The sequence below is a fragment of the Marinomonas primoryensis genome (assembly GCF_013372285.1).
In the GTDB taxonomy this organism is placed as follows: Bacteria; Pseudomonadota; Gammaproteobacteria; order Pseudomonadales; family Marinomonadaceae; genus Marinomonas; species Marinomonas primoryensis.
Genome location: NZ_CP054301.1, coordinates 2,748,873 through 2,768,236, shown reverse-complemented (window position 1 = coordinate 2,768,236; position 19,364 = coordinate 2,748,873). Strand labels below are relative to the sequence as shown.

The 19,364-nt window shown below is 43.1% G+C and carries 13 protein-coding genes; 6 read left to right on the top strand and 7 right to left on the bottom strand.

Translation table 11 applies throughout. The annotated features are described in order from the left end of the window. Positions 1–71 precede the first annotated feature (71 nt). Positions 72–1,484, bottom strand: a complete 1,413-nt coding sequence (locus tag MP3633_RS12775; protein ID WP_112137641.1) for an aminotransferase-like domain-containing protein — start codon at positions 1,482–1,484, stop codon at positions 72–74. Between the two features lie 243 nt (positions 1,485–1,727). Between MP3633_RS12775 and MP3633_RS12770 the strand changes: the two genes are divergently transcribed. From MP3633_RS12770 to MP3633_RS12755, 4 genes are all read left to right on the top strand, one after another. Further along, a complete protein-coding gene (locus MP3633_RS12770) occupies positions 1,728–1,934 on the top strand; it encodes a DUF1127 domain-containing protein (protein WP_176335836.1) in 207 nt (68 codons plus the stop codon). Next, complete coding sequence (locus tag MP3633_RS12765; protein ID WP_217909010.1) at positions 1,931–2,539, top strand: LysE family translocator; 609 nt, start codon at positions 1,931–1,933, stop codon at positions 2,537–2,539. The genes MP3633_RS12770 and MP3633_RS12765 overlap by 4 nt, the downstream gene beginning before the upstream one ends. A gap of 46 nt (positions 2,540–2,585) precedes the next feature. Beyond that, a complete protein-coding gene (locus tag MP3633_RS12760; protein ID WP_280526379.1) occupies positions 2,586–2,921 on the top strand; it encodes a GIY-YIG nuclease family protein in 336 nt (111 codons plus the stop codon). Positions 2,922–2,989: 68 nt separating this feature from the next. Beyond that, positions 2,990–3,397, top strand: a complete 408-nt coding sequence (locus MP3633_RS12755) for a VOC family protein (RefSeq protein ID WP_176335835.1) — start codon at positions 2,990–2,992, stop codon at positions 3,395–3,397. Here the strand turns inward: MP3633_RS12755 and MP3633_RS12750 are convergent. The 3 genes from MP3633_RS12750 to MP3633_RS12740 form a co-directional block, all read right to left on the bottom strand. Next, positions 3,372–5,342 (bottom strand): RecQ family ATP-dependent DNA helicase, encoded by a 1,971-nt coding sequence (locus MP3633_RS12750; RefSeq protein WP_244959630.1) that lies wholly within the window; start codon positions 5,340–5,342, stop codon positions 3,372–3,374. The two genes, MP3633_RS12755 and MP3633_RS12750, sit on opposite strands and share 26 nt — an antisense overlap. A 266-nt stretch (positions 5,343–5,608) precedes the next feature. After that, positions 5,609–6,874 (bottom strand): response regulator, encoded by a 1,266-nt coding sequence (locus MP3633_RS12745; RefSeq protein WP_176335834.1) that lies wholly within the window; start codon positions 6,872–6,874, stop codon positions 5,609–5,611. 289 nt (positions 6,875–7,163) lie between these two features. Then, positions 7,164–7,814 carry a 2OG-Fe dioxygenase family protein gene (locus MP3633_RS12740; protein ID WP_176335833.1) on the bottom strand — a complete coding sequence of 217 codons (651 nt, stop codon included), beginning with the start codon at positions 7,812–7,814 and terminating at the stop codon, positions 7,164–7,166. A 402-nt stretch (positions 7,815–8,216) separates the two neighbouring features. On the opposite strand from MP3633_RS12740, the gene MP3633_RS12735 reads away from it, so the two are divergent. Beyond that, the gene (locus MP3633_RS12735; RefSeq protein ID WP_176335832.1) at positions 8,217–9,779 is read left to right on the top strand and encodes a methyl-accepting chemotaxis protein; all 1,563 of its coding nucleotides are present in this window, start codon (positions 8,217–8,219) and stop codon (positions 9,777–9,779) included. A 108-nt stretch (positions 9,780–9,887) separates the two neighbouring features. Continuing rightward, positions 9,888–11,672: an ABC transporter transmembrane domain-containing protein gene (locus tag MP3633_RS12730; protein ID WP_176335831.1), complete on the top strand. Its 1,785-nt coding sequence runs from the start codon at positions 9,888–9,890 to the stop codon at positions 11,670–11,672. A gap of 51 nt (positions 11,673–11,723) precedes the next feature. Here MP3633_RS12730 and glgX read toward each other — a convergent pair whose 3' ends face one another. From glgX to MP3633_RS12715, 3 genes are read right to left on the bottom strand one after another with little or no spacing between them, the layout of a single operon-like run. Next, complete coding sequence (glgX, locus tag MP3633_RS12725) at positions 11,724–13,751, bottom strand: glycogen debranching protein GlgX (RefSeq protein ID WP_176335830.1); 2,028 nt, start codon at positions 13,749–13,751, stop codon at positions 11,724–11,726. Positions 13,752–13,804: 53 nt separating this feature from the next. Continuing rightward, positions 13,805–16,000 (bottom strand): 1,4-alpha-glucan branching protein GlgB, encoded by a 2,196-nt coding sequence (gene glgB / locus MP3633_RS12720; RefSeq protein WP_176335829.1) that lies wholly within the window; start codon positions 15,998–16,000, stop codon positions 13,805–13,807. A 27-nt stretch (positions 16,001–16,027) separates the two neighbouring features. Continuing rightward, on the bottom strand, positions 16,028–19,153 hold the full coding sequence (locus MP3633_RS12715; RefSeq protein WP_176335828.1) for a phosphorylase b kinase regulatory subunit alpha/beta: 3,126 nt from the start codon (positions 19,151–19,153) through the stop codon (positions 16,028–16,030). Positions 19,154–19,364 lie beyond the last annotated feature (211 nt).

Below are 19,364 nucleotides of genomic sequence, written 5' to 3'. Positions count from 1 at the left end.
TACAATTCATCAATCTAGATAAGAATTACCATACAAAAAGTACTGATTGATAAGAGGTCTTACCCATTTTTTTAAGGTTGTTCGAAACTTAGTAAAATGGTTGCCAAGGTTTTAATGGCCCATTCACGCTTTTCCATACTTTGTTCGCTGAAGTTGAGACGAAAACAGTTGCGGTATTTTCCTGTCGCCGAAAATAATGGACCAGGGGCAAAGCCAACACCTTCTTCACGACAGCGTTCCACTAGCGCCATACTGTCAATACAGGGGTTAAGCTCCACCCATAAAATAAAGCTGCCATCAGGGTAACTGACCTTTGTGTCGTTGGGTAAATAGGTTTTTATCGCATTCAATAAGTGGTCTCTTTGCTTCTCATAGCGCTGCCTCATTTGACGTATGTGTTTTGTGTAGCCGCCTAAACGAATGAATTTTGCAATGGCGAGTTGAGGTAGAACAGGACACATAGAGCTGCTCACGTATTTTATGTGGGTGACTTTATCTCGGTAACGACCCGGTGCGATCCAACCAACGCGCATGCCGGGCGCGATGGTCTTCGAAAAAGATGAGCATAAAAGGACGCGTCCATCAGTATCAAAGGATTTTATGGTTTTCGGTCTAGGGAATTGATAGGAAATATCGCCATAAATGTCGTCTTCTATAATGGCAATATCATAACTTTGTGCCAGTCGATACAGTTGCTCTTTTTTGTCTTCAGGCATGGTGTAACCCATAGGGTTATTACACGTAGGGGTGACAAAAATGGCTTTGATCGGCCATTGATCTAATGCTAGTTCTAGCGCTTCTAAACTGATGCCCGTTTCTGGGTGTGTAGGGATTTCCATCGCTTTGAGATTGGCAGCTTTGATGGCTTGCATGGAACCATAAAAGCTGGGGGACTCTATGGCGATAATGTCGCCGGGCTCGGTGACCGCTCTTAAGCAAACAGACAGCGCTTCTTGGCAGCCTGATGTTACCACCAAATCATCTGGATGCAGTTGGCAGCCAGACGCAACCGTGAGACGACAAAGTTGTGTGCGCAATTCTTCGATTCCTCGAATATCCGCATAGCCCAAGCCTAACTCTGGTTTTTGCTTAGAAAGGTCAGCTAAGGTTTTTAGCAAAGGCTTCAGTGTCGGTGCGGCCATATCCGGCATGGCATGTTGTAACTGCACGCCCTTGTTGTTGCTGCGAATCATGAGCATATTGAGGACTTCTTCCCACTGTGAAACTTCCAGAGGGCGTTGTGGCGGTCTTGAAATACTGGGTAAGTTATCTTTTTTTCTAAAGCAGACAAAATAGCCCGATTTGGGTCGAGCCTCGACAAGGAAGTCTTGTTCAAGCTGTCGATAGGCTTCTTGTACAGTAGAAATGCTGACACCATGTTCTTGAGCTAACTGTCGAACAGAAGGCAGTTTTTCGCCTGGTTTGAAAAAGCCATGCTGTATGTGTTCTCGTAAACGGTTGGCGAGATTTTGATAGAGTGTCATGGCATTTCCTTTGGAATAGGTGTCTTAAGCTGATATCTGTATTGATTGTAGGGCTTTCTTAACCTGAGAGTGACCATACAGATTGCATTTTATTACACCATACAGATGAAATAAGCCCTGTTCTGTGTGTTTAATAAAGAGGTTTTCTGAATCTGTATTGTGTTTACGGCTTATTCTAAAGTGGTTACTCATACATATAGCACTTTTTAACGTCTAGACAGTGCGAATCAGAGGGAGAAGGTCATGCTAGTCTTTAGCTTATTTGTTCACTTTCAACATTGCGTGAAGCGTTACCAGACCCGCAAAGTTTTGGCTTCTTTAACGGCTCAACAACTGATGGATATTGGTATGACAAAGGAGCGCCAACAAGCTGAATTATCACAAGCATCCTTTAAAGGCGTTCTATGCGATATGATGGTTAAAGTTAAAAAAAGAGGGCGGATGTTATGATGGATGTCTCTTTTTTTATCGCACTTGCTATGTTTGCTTTTGTGACATCGGTCACGCCTGGACCTAATAACATTATGTTATTGGCGTCCGGTGCGCAGTTTGGCTTTCGTCGAACTTTACCGCATATGTTAGGTATCGTGTTGGGTGTCGCGACCTTGTTGCTGTCTGTTTTACTCGGGTTAGGAACACTGTTTAGCGTGTATCCGCCGTTGTATGATTTACTCAAATGGGTGGGTTGTGGTTATTTACTGTGGCTTGCGTGGAAAATTGGCAGTGCGCCAGTGGGAAATCTAGAAACCAAGAAAGCACCTTCTTCACCGATGGCGTGGTGGCAAGCTTTGTTATTTCAATATGTGAACCCAAAAGCTTGGATGATGGCGATTGGTTGTGTGAGTTCGTTTGCGATTGCGGGTGATTTGTACGCTCAATCCGGCTTCTGGATGATTGTTTTGTTTGCTGCTGTGGGCTTTCCGGCTATTTCTATTTGGGCTTGGGCTGGTGTGAGAGTTCGACAGTGGCTAACGGATCAAAAGCGGCAGAAAATTTTTAATTATTGTATGGGCATTGCTACGGCTTCAACGCTGTTGCTCATTATTGGTAATTAACCATCGGAATAGGGCGTTTAGCACCTCTACATAAGGAAGCATTAATGTGACAATAAACGCAAACGTGCAAGAAGATAAAAGTGTCATCAGTGATAATGAGTGGAGTCTTTATATGATTAAAACGCGTATGAACACACTTTATACGGGTATTAGTACGGATGTTGATCGACGTTTTAAGGAGCATTCAGGTGCCAGTAAACGAGCGGCTCGATACCTAAAAGGCAAAGGCCCATTGGAGCTGGTGTGGCATGAAGCGGTTGGCACAAAAAGTGAGGCTTTGGTTTTAGAGTATCGAGTGAAGAAACTGAATAAACGTCAAAAATTGAGTCTCATTGAAGGAGAACTTGTTTTACATTCTTTACGTGAAGAGTGTCTTTCTTAACTTGTCTTTCTGAACAATCATTCGTAGCATAGTGTTTATTATGAATGGCTTGCAGGAGGCAAGGGGCGATGATTAGTCATTTCGATCATATTGTGTTGACGGTGGCAGACATAGATAGAGCGGTGCTTTTTTACAAAACCGTTTTGAAAATGGAACCTATTACCTTTGCTAATGGACGTCGAGCCGTGCAATTTGGTCAGCAAAAAATCAACTTTCAGTTGCTTGGGCAAGAACTTCGAAACCACGCAATGGAAGGCTCGGGCGATTTATGCCTTATTACTAACTGGACCATCGCTGACGTCGTTGGCCATTTGAAGTCCTGTAAAGTGACAATTCTAGAAGGCCCCGTGAGTAAATCTGGTGCACAAGGGCCGATCCAATCTGTGTATTTTAATGATCCCGACAACAACCTTGTTGAAGTTAGTGTTTATGACGAGACAAGCAAACCCTCTAGTGATCTGTCAGAAGCTGAGTAACCGCTTCTAGCACCGATAAATAGCTTCGTTCTTCATACACACCAAAACCGCTAAGTTGACGTGCTTTCACTTTGGTGAAAATAGGTTGTGTTAAACCGGTTAAGAAGTGAGAAATCAATACCGCTGTGATAGGTGTATTCGGACTTTTGCTGGCAATGTGTTGAGCAAATTCTTTTATGTATCCTGTTAATTGACCTTGCCATTCATGCTGGCTATTTTCGCTGACTGATTGAGTAAAAATAAGCGGATTACCACGACATACCGAACAATGTCCGCAATGCTCTGGCGCATTTTTGTCACCAAAATAACGTGCCAAATTGTGGTTTAAGCACCGTTCTAGTTGGAAAAAGCGGATCATGGTCGCGATTCGTTCGATTTCAGCAATTTGTTTTTCATCGACATAGTGATGTAACTGGTTTGCCAGCGTTTGATGATGAAAAGCATTGCTATTGACCTGATAGACTTCCGTTAGTCCTTTGCTTTCTAACGTAAGAATATTCTGATCTGCGGCGAACTCTAACACCTGCAATACATCCCCGCGCGATAATCCCGATTCGTTGAACAGTTTGTTGAAATCAGGCGTTCCCCAAATTTTCTTATACTGAATGCCTTTTAAAACCGCTTGATAAGCGTTTTGCCATTCATCTGGGATTCGCAGAGCAAAGGCAATTCTATCGCCTTCCCATTTAAGCCGAACATCAGCGTAGTAACTGTATTTTGGCGTGATCGCATCCAATAATTCGAGTTGGACTAGTAAGGTTTTTAATGGCAAAGTGCGAATGTTGGTTTGGTTTGATAAGCCGTAAAGCTGAGTTTCCCATTCCTGATCGTTTGTTTGTTCTGCAATGCAACGTAGTAAACTGTCTATATCATGTGCTTCTGGTGTGTCGCCATAAACAAAATTTTCTAAGGTGCTTAACCCTTCTAAACTGGCCAGTAAAACGCATCGACTTGGCTGATTGTCTCGCCCTGCTCGGCCAATCTCTTGGCTGTAATTTTCGATGGATTTTGGCAAATCAAAATGAACAACTAAACGAATGTCGGATTTGTCTATACCCATACCAAATGCAATGGTCGCTACGATAATACGAGTTTTACTCGCCATAAAGTCGGCTTGAATGCTACTGCGAATCTCGTTGCCTAATCCAGCATGATAAGCCGCTACGGAATAACCATCCGCTCGTAGTGCGTTGGCGACGTCTTCGGCTGTCTTTTGTTGGGTCACGTAAACAATACTGGCGCCTTGAGTGTCGTTCAGTATGTTTTTCAACTTACCGAGCTTTTCATGGGCTTGGGTTGGAATCAGGTCAATGTCTAAATTAGAACGATAAAACCCTGTTTGCACTATGTGTTCAGGATGAATCACAAATTTTTGCGCCATGTCTCGCTGAACTCGTCGAGTTGCCGTTGCGGTTAGCAGTAAGACTAATGGGATCGCGAGTTCTTGTTGATAAGAGGGCAGTTTTAAATAATCAGGTCTAAAGTTATGGCCCCACTCAGAAATACAATGAGCTTCGTCCACGACCAACATGGAAATGGAAATACGTTTGATAAAACGTCGAAAACGTTCGTTTTTAAAACGTTCTACCGAAATCATTAGGATCTTGATGGTGCCATTTTGAACGCCAGTCATCACCGCTTGGCTCTCTTCTTTGCTCTGGCTCGAGTCCAAACTTGCTGCCGCTATACCTTTGGATCGCAAAAAGTCTAATTGGTCGTGCATTAAAGCGATGAGTGGCGAAATTACCAGTGTTAAATTTGGCAGTTGTGTGGCTGTGAATTGATAACATAAAGACTTACCAGACCCTGTTGGGAAAACAGCAAGCGCAGAATGTCCCGCCATAAGCTGTTCTATGGTTTGTTTTTGACCTTCGCGAAATCCTTCAAAGCCAAATAGTGAATGCAGTGCGTTTTCCATGGGTATCATCGAGAAAAAAAGCTCCATTCTAGTTCACCGTTTTTTCGTTCGTTTAGGTGGCTTATCCAATAAATCTTACTACCAAACCAAGGTGAAGCCTTTATAAAAGCAGGATCGCTCCATAGACCTGTGGATTCAACGGCACCTAATTTGTCATTAGGAATGAGGCTCGAAAATGGAAAAATAGCCGACATAGTGTATAGCTCGGATGTAATGAAGAGTGAAAATAGCCTGAATTTATAGTGCAGACGTTAGTTTGAAAATCAACGCAAGACCATAACGGTGTCAGGAGATTATAGCAAGCCGAGGCGCTTTTTAAGCGTGTGTTTTTGCGCGTCGCTCAGAGGGGATGCTTGACCAGATTTGATCAGTCTATTCCATTGCTTCCATGACTTTACCGCTTCTCCAAGATGATCTCGGGTCAGGTATTGCTGTATTTCGATTCTGAAGGAATTGGATAGGGCTGATGGGTTTGTTTTTCCGAAAGAACGTAACCGAATGAGTGTTCGTTTAAATTTATCTGCCAATTTAGAGTTGTCGGAGCCGACGGCCATCATGTTGGTTAGACATTTTAAATAGTCGTAGTAGTACTCAACTTGTTCATGGCTAGTGTCGCGAGTTAAGCGAAGGAGCCGTGAATAGCCGTTTTCAGCGGTAGACCAATCTTCTAGCTGCGTGCTGATTTGAGCAAGCCTAAGCGCTCGTTCGAAAGAGCGTGGTGATACTTCTAGTACGCTAATCATTGCCGCCTGAGCGGCTTCTAGATTATCGAGACTTTCTTGGGCATCCGCAAGCAAGTCATAAGCGGATAAAAAATGGCGGCTTAAAGTGATTGTGTGTTCTAGTTTTTTAATGGCTGCAACGACAGCGCCTAGTTTTAGTTCGCATAAAGCAATACCAAAGTGCGCCCAGGCTAAATTTTTATTTTTTTGAATAATAAGCATGTAGTGGCTTTTAGCATCTTTGTAACGGCCACGAGCATAAAGTGATTCACCAATGATTTTTAAACACTGACTAGCGAGGTTAGGGTGTTGTGTCATGATGGCTTTTGCTTGTGCTTCCATCTTTTCAAAATCATTTTTTTTTCGTGCGTTGTTAATACTTTCAAAGATTTTTTTTTGTTTTTGTACTCGTTCAAATCGACGAAAAAAGGCAGCAGGGGGAAAAGGTTTAACCAGATAACTGTCAGGTTGATATTCTAATACGCTGACGACACTTTCATAGGCGGTGTCAGCGGTAATCATAATAAAAATAGTGGAGTGGTCTTGGGAGTGGTTTTTACGTGATGTTTCCAAAATTTGCTGACCGTCGATACTACCACCAAGATTGTAATCAGATAATACAACATCATAATGTTTTTCTAAAATGCGCTTAATCGCGGATTTCCCAGAAGACTCTACGTCTATATTAGAATACCCTAGAGACGTCATTAAGGACTTCAGCATAAGGCGCATTTCACCGATATCTTCGATGATTAAAACACGCTTTTTTGAAATGTCTATGAATTCTTGGTGAATATCGTTTTTATTGTCAACGCCTAAAGTGATTACATCTGTCAAAAGTACATCCTGACGTTACTTACTTTAAAGAAATCTAATGTTCCCTCATTTATAGCATGATAAAAAATAAAAGACTAAAAATAATTATTACTTAAGATGTGATTCTAAAAATAGAATGAAGAGCATTTCACTAAATATCAATTAGATAGAAGGAGTGAGAGCTAGGTTTTTTTAATGTGACGACATTAAATATAAAAAAACACCCTCCTTTTAGAAAGAGAGTGTTTGGACGTGAGTTCTTTTTAAATAATACAAAAATGTATTATACGGTTTACCTTGGAAATGTGAGCTAATGCACTAAATTCGCGGTAAGAACAAAAATATCCATATAGCCTTGATCGCCATCGACCGGTTTAATTGGTTGGGCGCTATGAAAAAATTTACGATCATTTAAGACGACAAATTCACCTTTATCGAAATCATGACTAATAAGGGCAGGACTTTTTTTATCTAGGTGAACATTAATATTACCACCTTGGATATTATAGCGTTGCATGACGTAAATTCCGATACGATCAAAACCGTCTTGATGAACACCTTCTGGCGCGACCTCTGCGCTTTTATGGTCAGCAAAAATACGCAGTTGGTGAACCTCGATGGGTGTGTGGTCGACAATGCTCGCCATTTTTTGAAAGTGCTCAAATAATTCAACAAAGGCGGGGTCTTTCACAATATTTTCGTCAATTTCTTCGTAACTACGTACAACATTGCCTTGGAAGTGGTTGATGCTCTCATCTTGAACAAAGGCTTGTGAAGGAAGGTGGTGTAATTTTCCTTGCTCAATACTAAAGCGAGAATAACGACGTAAACGAAACTCTCCATCAGCGTAAGGGTTTGGCGGTAAATGATCAAAAGAAGGAGCAAGATGACGAACACTATCTGAGGTGAGTTGGCCTAGCTCAAGGTAAAAAGGTTCTGTTTTAGGTTTGTTGGTGATCATAGTTTAATCCTCAATGAGATCATCGGCAGGTTGTGCGCGATGGTATTATTGTTTTAGTAGTGCTTCGTGAGCACAATTTTCATTTTAGTCGGTATTTTGCCGAAAAGCTCTGCTTTTTATGCCATGAATTTGAATTTACAGGTGTGTTTCATTCTAAGGTTTTCTATAGAGCGAATAGAGCATATTTAATGTTTTATTTTTACTGCTATGATCAAAAGTGTAATAGCGAGGCCTTGATAGAATCTCTGAAAAATTAGGCTAAGGAATAGGATGGGATAAGTGCACTTTATGCAGTGGCTACGTTTAACTGTAAGACTTTAGTCGTAGGTATTCCGTTTTACATTGACCTTCTATTGGCATCGTTAAACACTAGAAAATAATAATTATAAAAAGGGTATGGTAATGTTTTATTTCCAGTTGTTTGGTGTTTTAGGGCTTCTTGTTCTTTTTACATTGGGTTATACACAAGACTCGATGCCATTGTCTTATTCTTTTGCTGGCTTTCTTTTATGTGCTTGTTTGATGTTATCAAAACGAGTACGTAAAACAGCTCTTCAGAGAGGTCTAGAGCCCAATTCTGTTGATAATCAATCATTGTCATTTTCTGAGGTGAGCAAAACAGTGACTCACGCAACGTCCAGAATGGCGATGGGGGCGGCAGAAGTTTCTCACTTTGTTGATACGTTAAGTAAAGACATACATTTAACCCGTGATGACAGTGAGCAAATTCAGCAAGCGGTAGAAATACTGTCTGCTTCAGGGCTCACGCTTTCAAAAAACTTGGGTCATTTAGCCCACACGATGAGTGACACCGCAGAATCAAGTCGCACGGCGCAAAGTGCGCTGTCTCAAAGCGCTGAGAAAATTAGTGAGCTCACAACCAAAGTGCAAACAGCCAGTGAACAACTGGCTTTGTTGACGAAAAGTGCGGATGACATAGACCGCATTACGTTAGTCATCAAAGCGGTGTCCGAACAAACCAACTTGCTGGCATTAAACGCCGCAATAGAAGCGGCGCGAGCTGGGGAGCAAGGCCGAGGTTTTGCCGTGGTTGCAGATGAGGTACGAGCCTTAGCGGGCAAGAGTGCTGATGCGTCGGAGCAAATTTCGCGGTTACTCACGGATGTTCGCCATAATAGTGAGTTAACCAACCATGAAATGTCCTCTTTAAAAGACTTAACAGAATCCCTTTCTATTACGCTGTTAGGGGAAACACAGCGCTTTATTTCTTTAACAGAAGAAGTGCAAAATGCGTCGGCAGTGTTGTCTGAAGTAGAAAGTACAGGAGAAGAGTTGGGGGCAACCAGCACGCAAATTGGTGGGTCTATCTCTCGAATCAGTGACTCTCTACGGGAAATTTCTCAGCGCAGTGATCGGTTGTCACAAGAAGCTGCCGGCTTGAGTAATGGTGCTGAAGTGGTTTTTAGAGAATTGGATAAAGTAGACCCTTCATTATTTTTCTCGGCATTGCTTAATGACGCTAAAATTGCAGCGCAAGAGATTGGTCATGTGTTTGAAGAAGCCATTACCAAAGGTGAGTTGACTCAACACGCGGTTTTTTCTAGGGACTATCAGCCGATTAAGCAAACGAATCCACAAAAATACAGCACATTGTACGATGCGTTTAGTGATCGCACTTTTCCTGCGATTCAAGAAGCGGTATTAGACAAGCATGCAGAAGTCATGTTTGCGGGCGCAGTTGACGTGAATGGCTACTTTCCTACACACAATAAAAAATTCAGTCAGCCGATAAGTGGCGATTATGAAAAAGACTTAATAAACAATCGCACTAAGCGAATTTTCAATGATCCAACAGGCAGTCGTTGCGGCGCGCATACCGATACATTTTTACTGCAAACCTATAAGCGTGATACGGGTGAAATCCTTCATGATCTTTCAGTCCCTATTTATGTTAACGGTCAGCATTGGGGCGGCTTCCGGATGGGATTCAAATCTAAAGAGTGAGCTAAGAGAGGCGTGGCAATAATATACAGCTGCTAAGTTTTTCCCCCATTACTATCGCGCGAATGCGTTATAGTAATGGCCAATAAAACGTTGTGGTGGGTTTGATCTATGAATAAGCCGTTAAATGTCGAAAATGGAATAAAAACCTTCTTACCTTTTTTACGACCTTATCGACGGCATATGGTGTTTGCCTTAATCGCTTTGGTGGTAACCGCAGGCACAATGCTTAGCTTGGGAAAGGGCGTGCAGCTCTTAATAGATCAAGGGTTGGCTTCTGGTTCGGAAGCGGGTTTGACTCATGCGTTGATGATTTTTACCGCGTTGGTCTTTTTATTAGGCATTGGAAGTTTTTGTCGATTTTATTTGGTCTCATGGATTGGTGAACGTGTCGTCGCGGATATTCGCCAAGCTGTCTTTGCGCATTTGTTAACTTTGTCACCCTCTTTTTTTGAAGACAATTCACCTAGTGAAATTCAATCTCGGATTACCGCAGATACAACTCTATTACAAAGTGTCATCGGCTCGTCTTTGTCGATCGCCTTGCGCAGTAGTTTGATGCTGTTAGGCGGAATTTTATTCCTTTTGATCATGCATTTTAAATTGACATTAATTTTGCTTACTTGTGTCCCTTTTGTGATTGTTCCTGTGTTGTATTTTGGCCGCCGAGTTCGCAGTTTATCCCGTGATAGCCAAGATGAAATCGCGAATGTAGGGCGTTATTTATCTCAGGCATTACGTCACATTAAGGTGGTACAAGCCTATACCCATGAACAGCATGACGTGCAAAGATTCTCTGCTACAGTCGATCGAGCGTTTAACGTTAGTGTGAAACGCATTCAGCAGCGCTCATGGCTAACCTTGATGGTTATTTTACTGTCGATGAGTGGCATTGGTGTGATGTTGTGGTTTGGTGGTAAAGATGTCATTTCAGGTGAAATCAGTGCCGGTGATTTGGCGAGTTTTTTATTTTACTCCATTATTGTGGCTGGCGCTGTCGCTGCTATTTCAGAAGTCATGGGCGAGCTGCAGCGTGCAGCAGGCGCCGCTGAACGTATTATGGAATTACTGAGTGCACGTAGTGCTGTGGTAAGCGGCTCACAGGTGTTTCCTTCTCAAATAATGGACGCGCTCCATCAAGGAGAAGACATTATCAAATTTGATCAGGTTGAGTTTCGTTACCCATCAAGACCGGATTACACCGCGTTAAAAAACCTTTCGTTTTCGATTAAACAGGGAGAAATGTTGGCCTTGGTCGGGCCATCAGGCGCAGGTAAATCCACCTTGTTTGAATTGCTGTTGCGTTTTTATGACCCTCAGCAAGGTTGTATTTCGTTAGCCGGTCAGGATATTAGACAATATTCACTGGAAGATTTACGCCATCGCTTTGCGCTCGTTCCCCAAGAGACAGTGCTGTTTGATCAAAGTGTTTACGATAATCTAGGTTATGCAGATCGCAGTGCGAGTCATGAATCTATTCAAAATGCAGCGGAAAAAGCCAATGCTCATGACTTCATTACTCGATTAGACAAGGGCTATGATACGCGATTAGGCGAAGATGGTGTGCGCTTATCGGGTGGTCAAAGACAGCGAATAGCCATTGCTCGCGCCATCCTGAAAGACGCGCCCATTTTATTGCTAGACGAGGCGACAAGGGCGTTGGATGCTGAAAGTGAAAGCAAAGTTCAGGCGGCTCTTGAGCCCTTGATGAAAGGAAGAACCAGCTTGGTTATTGCGCATCGATTGGCGACGGTTTTGAATGCAGATCGGATAATGGTATTGGATCAAGGTGAGATTATTGCCCAAGGCACACATTCTGAATTGCTTGAAAGCTGTGCGTTGTATAAACGCTTGGCCGATTTACAGTTTAGTCAAAATGATTTAACGACGCTGTAATGGCATCGTTAAATTGTTTATTTATCCGCAGGTTGATTCATAGACGAAGAATTACATTTTGCCAATAAAGACCCCACGATAGGCACAATGCAACGAATTGTCTGTTATGGATAGCCCTGGTGTTTGATAAAGCGCCTCGATAGTGGCGTCTTCCATTGGAAAAGGTACACTTAGAGGGACGTCGCTGCTGTAGAACACGAGCCAGAAACGTGTAGAGCGGTCCGTTGGTGCGAGCGTCAAGGCAATGTAGTGACGACTGTTATCCGACCAATCTTCAGCCGTCATTGCTGTGCTTTGCTCATTTAACCATTCGATATGGTCTGAAGGCGTATGTTGATAAAGTGGATCATCGTCTAGGTGTATTTCTGCCAGAATGGGGTACGTTTTACGCAACGCCATTAAGGTTGAAATAGCATGATTCAGTGCTGATCGGGCTTCGCTTTCCTGCCAATTTTGCCACGTAATATCATTGTCTTGGCAGTAGGCATTATTATTGCCTTGTTGGGTGTGAGACAGTTCATCCCCCCCTAAAATATGCGGTGTACCTTGGCTTAATAACAAGGTTGCCATAAAACAAAGTTGTTGATTTAGGCGTTGTTGTTGAATTTTTGTGTCGTCTGTTTCACCTTCTACACCAAAGTTTTGGCTGATATTATCACCATGACCATCTCGATTTTCTTCCATGTTGGCTAGGTTATGTCGTTGGTGATAGGACACCAAATCCTTCATTGTGTAGCCATCGTGATAGGTAATGTAATTGACAGAATTTAAGGCGCTTTTATGCCCTTTATGGAAAAGATCTCTTGATCCCATAAAACATGTCGAAAACTCAGGTATAAGTCCATCATCTCCGCGCCAAAAGCGACGAATAGTGTCACGGTATTTGTCGTTGCACTCAAGAAACCCTTTGGGAAATTGTCCAACTTGATAGCCGTTTGGTCCAATATCCCAAGGCTCCATCACTAGGCAAGTTTGGCTCAAAATAGGGTCTTGAAGAATGGCTTGTAATAACGGCGCTTTGGGCGTGAATTCGTGATCGGTTCGACCCAAGTCCACACCTAAGTCAAAGCGAAAACCATCCACTCCCATGACGTCTACCCAGTAGCGCATACTGTCACAGATAAGACGTACGCTAGCGGGTTGATATGTGTCAATGCAGTTACCGCAACCCGTGTAATTTAGATATTGTCCGTCTTGATGGCGGTAGTAACGTGCGTTGTCTAAACCGCGAAAACAAACGCTGGATTGGTCTAACTCGCTTTCAGCGGTGTGGTTATAGACCACGTCTAAAATGACTTCAAAGCCCGCTTCTCGCAAGCCATCTACCATTAGTTGAAACTCAATTACCGCGTCTTTTTTAGCGTAAGAAGGCTCTGGTGCAAAGAAACTAACGGGGTTGTAGCCCCAATAATTATTGAGTGTTAATTGCTGTAAATGACGCTCTGTCATAAAACTAAAGCAGGGCATTAGCTGGATGGTGGTGATATTAAGGCTTTTTAGATGATCAATGCCTGCAGAAGAAACCACCCCTAGATAAGTGCCTTTTAATTCGTTTTCAATCGCCAAATTTTGGCTGAAGCCTTTTACATGCAATTCATATAAGGCACGACTTGTGGCCGCCACTTTAACTCTTGCAGGACGATTTGCATTGGCTTGGATAGTACGAACAATGGATTTAGGCACACAGTAAGCCGAATCTACCGAGTGCGGCTGACCTTCTTTTGTAATAGCAGTTTGGTCTTCATGCCAAACCAGCTTTTCGCTTAGGTCTTTAGCGTAAGGGTCAATTAGTAATTTGAGTTCGTTAAAGACAAATTGCTGTTCTGGCTTAAATTCTCCTTTGGCTCGTAAGCCATAGTGCTGGCTTTCTTTAAGACCGAGGACTTCCATGTGCCAGATTCCTCTGTGCTTATCGATGAAAGGCAGAGGTTCCTGTTCATTGCCATCGCTATCAAATAAGCACAAATAGAGTTGGCTGGCGTCTTCAGAGACAACAGCGAAGTTGACTCCGTTGTTGGTCACCGTGGCACCAAGAGGAAAAGTGGAGCCAGTAGTAACTTGGTGTGCGGGTGAATTCATGCAGACCTCTGCGTTGTTGATATCTAAAGTGACTAAAACCTTAGATGGCGAGTCTAAGACTCGCCTAGCCATTTTAATAAAACACCGGCCAGCGGTGGAATTTGTAGTTCTATACTGTGCTCTCGACCGTGACTACTAACCGCATGCGTGTTGTACTCTTGATCTTGAACATAGCCGCTGCCAGTGTATCTACTGTCATCGGTATTCATGATGATCTGATAACATCCCGCTTTCGGAACACCAATGCGATAATTACTATGTGGTGTTGGTGTGAAGTTAATGACAGCTATTGAGTGAGCATCTTGGTCTTTGGCTTTTCGGGCAAAGGCTAAGATACTGTTCGCACTATCGTCGTAACTGATCCATTCAAAGCCCTGATGGGAGTGATCAAAGTGCAAGCTCACTTCATTTTGGTAAAGATGGTTTAGATCTTTTGATAATGCTTGCTGTGATTTGTGAAAATCAGTTTCCAACAAATGCCAATCCAAAGAGCGTTCGTGGCTCCATTCTCGGCCTTGCGCGAATTCATTACCCATGAAATTGAGTTTCTTACCGGGATGGAAGTACATATAGGCGGAAAAGGCGCGTAAATTAGCGAATTTCTGCCAAGAGTCCCCTGGCATTTTAGTGATCATTGACCCTTTGCCATGGACAACTTCATCGTGAGAAATCGGCAAAACAAACTGCTCATCAAAAGCATAAACCATGCTAAAGCTTAATTCGCCTTGGTGATGTTGTCGGTAGATAGGGTCTTTTTTAATGTAGTCTAGAGAGTCATTCATCCAGCCCATATTCCATTTAAAGCCAAAGCCTAGTCCATTCATGTAAGTGGGCTTAGACACGCCTGGAAACGCGGTGGATTCTTCAGCCACAGTAAAGCAGTGAGGGTGGTTTAAATAAACGGTCTCATTTAAACGACGTAAGAAATCAATGGCTTCGTAGTTATGATTGCCTCCGTCTTTGTTGGGAATCCATTCGCCATCTTCCCGTGAGTAATCCAAATACAACATAGAGGCAACGGCATCGACACGTAAGCCGTCGATATGAAATTCTTCCAGCCAATAAACCGCGTTACTAATAAGATAATTAACAACATGCTCTTTGCCGAAGTCGTAAATTAGCGAATTCCATTCAGGGTGCCAGCCTTTCTTAGGATCTGGATACTCGTATTGTTTTGAGCCATCAAAATTGGCCAAACCGTGACTGTCCGCAGGAAAGTGTGCAGGAACCCAATCCATAATGACACCGATGTTAGCTTGATGCAGTGCGTCTACCAGCACTTTAAAGTCTTCAGGCGTACCAAATCGTGACGTTACCGCGTACAAACCAACCGGCTGATAGCCCCATGAGCCATCGAATGGGTATTCGGTAATCGGCAATAGTTCGACGTGTGTGTAGCCCATTTCTTGAATGTAGGGCACAAGCTGATCTTTGATTTCAAGATACGTGAGAGGTTGGTTATCTTCCTTGCGACGCCATGATCCTAGATGCAATTCGTACACACACATAGGCTTTTCGTAGAGGTCTTCAATAGGGCGGTTGACCCAAGCATCATCTTGCCATTGGTGCTTATTATCAAAGCAGGTTACGCTCGAAAAAGAAGGGAATTGTTCAATACGCTGAGCATAGGGATCACTGCGATGAGGGAGGATTTCACCAGTTTTAGAACGGATTTCAAACTTGTACCGAGCGCCATGATTAATATCGGGAATAAACAATCGCCAGATGCCGTCTCCGTTACTCGACATAGGATGAGTTCGACCATCCCAGCTGTTGAAATCACCCACGACGGAAATAGAACGCGCCGCAGGGGCGTAAACGGCAAAGCGTGTGCCTTGAATCGTTAGTTGGTCATTGATCTCGGCACTGGCGCGAATGGCCCCTTGGCTTTTGTATAAGCTTGCTTGATGGTGGTCAGGGTCTATAAAGGTCGTGTTAGGAAATTGGTATGGGTCGACTATCGTATGAGTGCTGTTGTCTTGGTAAGTAATCTCAAGGCGATAGTGAAAACGTACTTTTTCCTTTGGCCATTCGGCATAAAATAAGCCTTTGTTATCGGCTTGGTGCATTTGAGCCAACACCGTATCTGTCTCTATTTCCAATACTCGAATTGACGTTGCTTCCGGTTGCCAAACAATAAGCGAAAAACCTATTTTAGACGAAGACTCCTGTAGCCCTAAACAGCCAAACGGGTCTGAGCAATGTGTGTTCATCACATCGTTAATTAAGGCATTTTTTATTAAATCCATTCACTTCTCCAGCATAGAGTGAGTGTGTTAACTCGATGAGTGTTGGTGCTGGTGACTGTGGAGTTTGCTCACTGCCCAACGCAAATATTGGTTGACTTTATTTGGTGTTATTTGTGCAAATTCGTCTAGTGCAGCCTCAGCTCTGCTGTCTTCTGGGTGTTCTACTTGGTGCTGCTTCGCGTGATCTAGCGCGGCCTGAGAAACTAAGACCGGCAAATTGATTTCTTGATCAAATTTGCAAGTTTTATGTTGTTGGCAAAACTGAATAAAGGCATACAAGCCTTCAAAAATAAGACTTTTATACCAGCTAGGGTGGATGTCTGACGTTAATAGCTCGATTAAGAGCGCAAAAGTGTCTTCGCCAGGCGTCATTGAACTGAGTGCGCGTTTACAATCGAGTGCGGTATTACTTTGTACATCACCGAACACGATGGTATTTGCATGACTCAAGCTTTCCCAGAGCTGCAATAACATGGACTCAGGCAGTTTTGTTATCATGCCTTGCTCGGCACGCCAATCAAACCAGTCTACATCTTTCATTTTGCTTTGAGCATCCGTGCTGTGGTGATAGCGCATATTATTTGCCACGTGAGCAAATTCATCGTGCTTTTGTTGTAACACTTGTTTGAGTGCTTCGTAAAGCTCGCTTGGTGATACTTTGGATAATGTGTCAAATACGGGTGCGTTTTCATCAGGATTAAATTGTCGAGCGCAGAGTAAAGCAAGGTTATGAATTCTAATCGTACGCACCCCTGAGAAAAACTCTGGGTGAACTTTTATGAATGTGCCAACAATGGCAATGAGCTCATGACAAATCACCAATCCAATAGGTGATGAAGACACGCTCCTTAGCATTTCTAAGATGACGTCTTGATCTAATGGCGTGCTTATATCGACTTCTGTCTCTGGCGTTTCGCCAATGACGAGCAAGCGTTGGCGAACCGTGATGTCGGCAATGTAGGTCGCAAGATCAGTCGAGGGCTTCAATATCAAAGAGTACAGCTGTCTTGCACAATGCCAATTTTCCAACAATAGCGCTTGATAATAAACGCTGTTTAACACTTTATAAGCGGTAATCGCCGGCATAGAGTTTGGAATTGTGTTCATCAGTGCTCGACGTGTCCCCAGCTCCATTAAACAATCAATCGCTTCATTTAGGTCTGGCTGCTCGTTGAGTCGAGCCAGTAAATTATCAGTATCGAGATTTTTTATGGCGGCAGCGTCGTAAGCTTTTGGTTCTGCAGATAAAGGCCAAGGAGCATCATGGACAGGAAGGTTCACTTCGAGTTGATTATGGTCGAGCGTATTGATAATAATGGCGCGACGGTTACCTGACTTGAATGCATTTTTCGCAGACTGAGGAATAACGAGAAACTCTTCGTGCTCACGTTTTTGCAATAATCGAATAAATTCAAATAGTTCATCGCTGCCTTTCATGTCACTCATGGCTTCATCGATGAGTATGCTGAAAACCGCATTGGCCTGATAATACCAATGATCGGCGATGGTTTTTAATTCATTACGTATGTGGGCTTGAAAGAGTGCTGGGTCAATTTTTCGGTAATCTTTGTCTTCGTTCTGAATCCAAGACAAGCACAAAAAACTTTCGTCGTTAATACTAAATGCCTGAGACGTCGCTAAGCTGTTTAACGCGCGATTAGGTCGACCTGTAAGACCTAATGTTTCAGAGGCGCCAAGGTGGCGGTAAGTCTCCACCAGTTGACCCGCACTAATGGCTTTCAGCGGCGCGATGTCTTCAAGGGTTTGGCATAAACAACCCGCGTCTAGTAGTTTTTGTTTTACCTTATCGTTTTGCGCCAAAATAACCATGGACGTGGTCACTTTGTTTGGCCTGTGCTGAATGCGATGCAAACCGAGGGGGTCAAGGTCGTCAGTTTTTATGAGCTCTTCATCGAGCATTTTACCAACCAAATACAGACTTTGCGCCCAGACCAATGGCAGATTGTCATTGGGCACACGTTTTTGTGATCCTGGGTTTTCTTTCTCGGCTAAAATATTTTCTTGTGGAACATAATACAATTCCGGCAAGAGCATCTGACCGTCTTTTTCGACCATTAACGATTCTAATTTATGGCGATAATAATTGGCACTTTCCCAGTCTCTGGCAAACAAACGGTCAATATAAAGGTAGGTGAAGAAAAGCGGCCATTCGGACTCAATGTGCTCGAAGTTAATGAGCTCATCGTATTCATAATAAATTCGGCTTTGGTCTTCGAGTTCAGACTGGTGACCATCTAATAAAAAACGCTTACAGCCGTATTCACCGCCTAACTTACTGATGATTTCCTTGCGTGTGCGTCGGGTTAACTTTTCATCATTTACGGCAAATGCCGGAAAGCCAATGATACTCAGGACAGCACTGTCGACTTCTTTAGAACGAGATTCTTTGGGTAACAAGGATTGTAGTACCGAGCCTGCGCGGGCAACCGCATCAGCAAAGGAGTGAACGACGGCCCATTCTGGACCATCTTCGCCAAATAGGTTTAAGCCGTCCATGCCTTCCATCGCGGCTTTTGCCATGCCAACAGAACTGGCGTTTATTTCGGCTTTACCATTGTTAACCTTATTGCCTCGTTCCCAAATACCGTAATCTGGCGTGCGATAAGTACGAGAAATGTAATAAATAAGATTTTGGATAAAATTAAATTCATCACGAGAAAAGATGAGTTTGCTGCCCGCTTTGGTCATTTGCGCCAGCATCAACAGATAAAAGCTGGTGGCATCGATTTGCAAATGTCCCCATGCGTCATCTGCGACGGCTTCTAAGCCTGTTTTAGTATCGTATTTTGCATGCAGCGCGTCTTTTGGGTCCAAGCTGTGTTTGAATGCTTCGACTTTGTGGGATTGTCGCATCATGGCAAATAGCAGCCCGCGCATCATTTTGATACAGGTAAACTCAAGTTCATTAGCGCGCTTTTGAGGATTTGAGGCACGTTTATAGGCCAAATGTAATGCCCATACGGCTTGTATACTGTAGACATTGTCTCGAACCCAAGCATCGGTGTAATTACCGTGATTATTGATGCTGGTGCTGGCAGGGAAAAGCCCTGTCACTGGGTGCTGGCGGGATAAAATAACCGCCTGTATATGTTGATAAAGAGAATCTAGCTTATCTTGTGTATCAGATGCCATGTTTGATCCTTTAGAAAACGTAACGGTTTGTAGGACCGAGTTGTCGGTCTTAGACCAAATTTAGTCGATAGAGGTGAATTGAGTTAAAACCACTATACCCAAACTTAATGGGACTCACCAAGAAGTTAAAGTAGTAAAATTGTTTCTTTTTCACTTAATTTTTGGAAAGGACATTATTTTCTAAAAAATGCTCTTTTATGCACAGAATAAG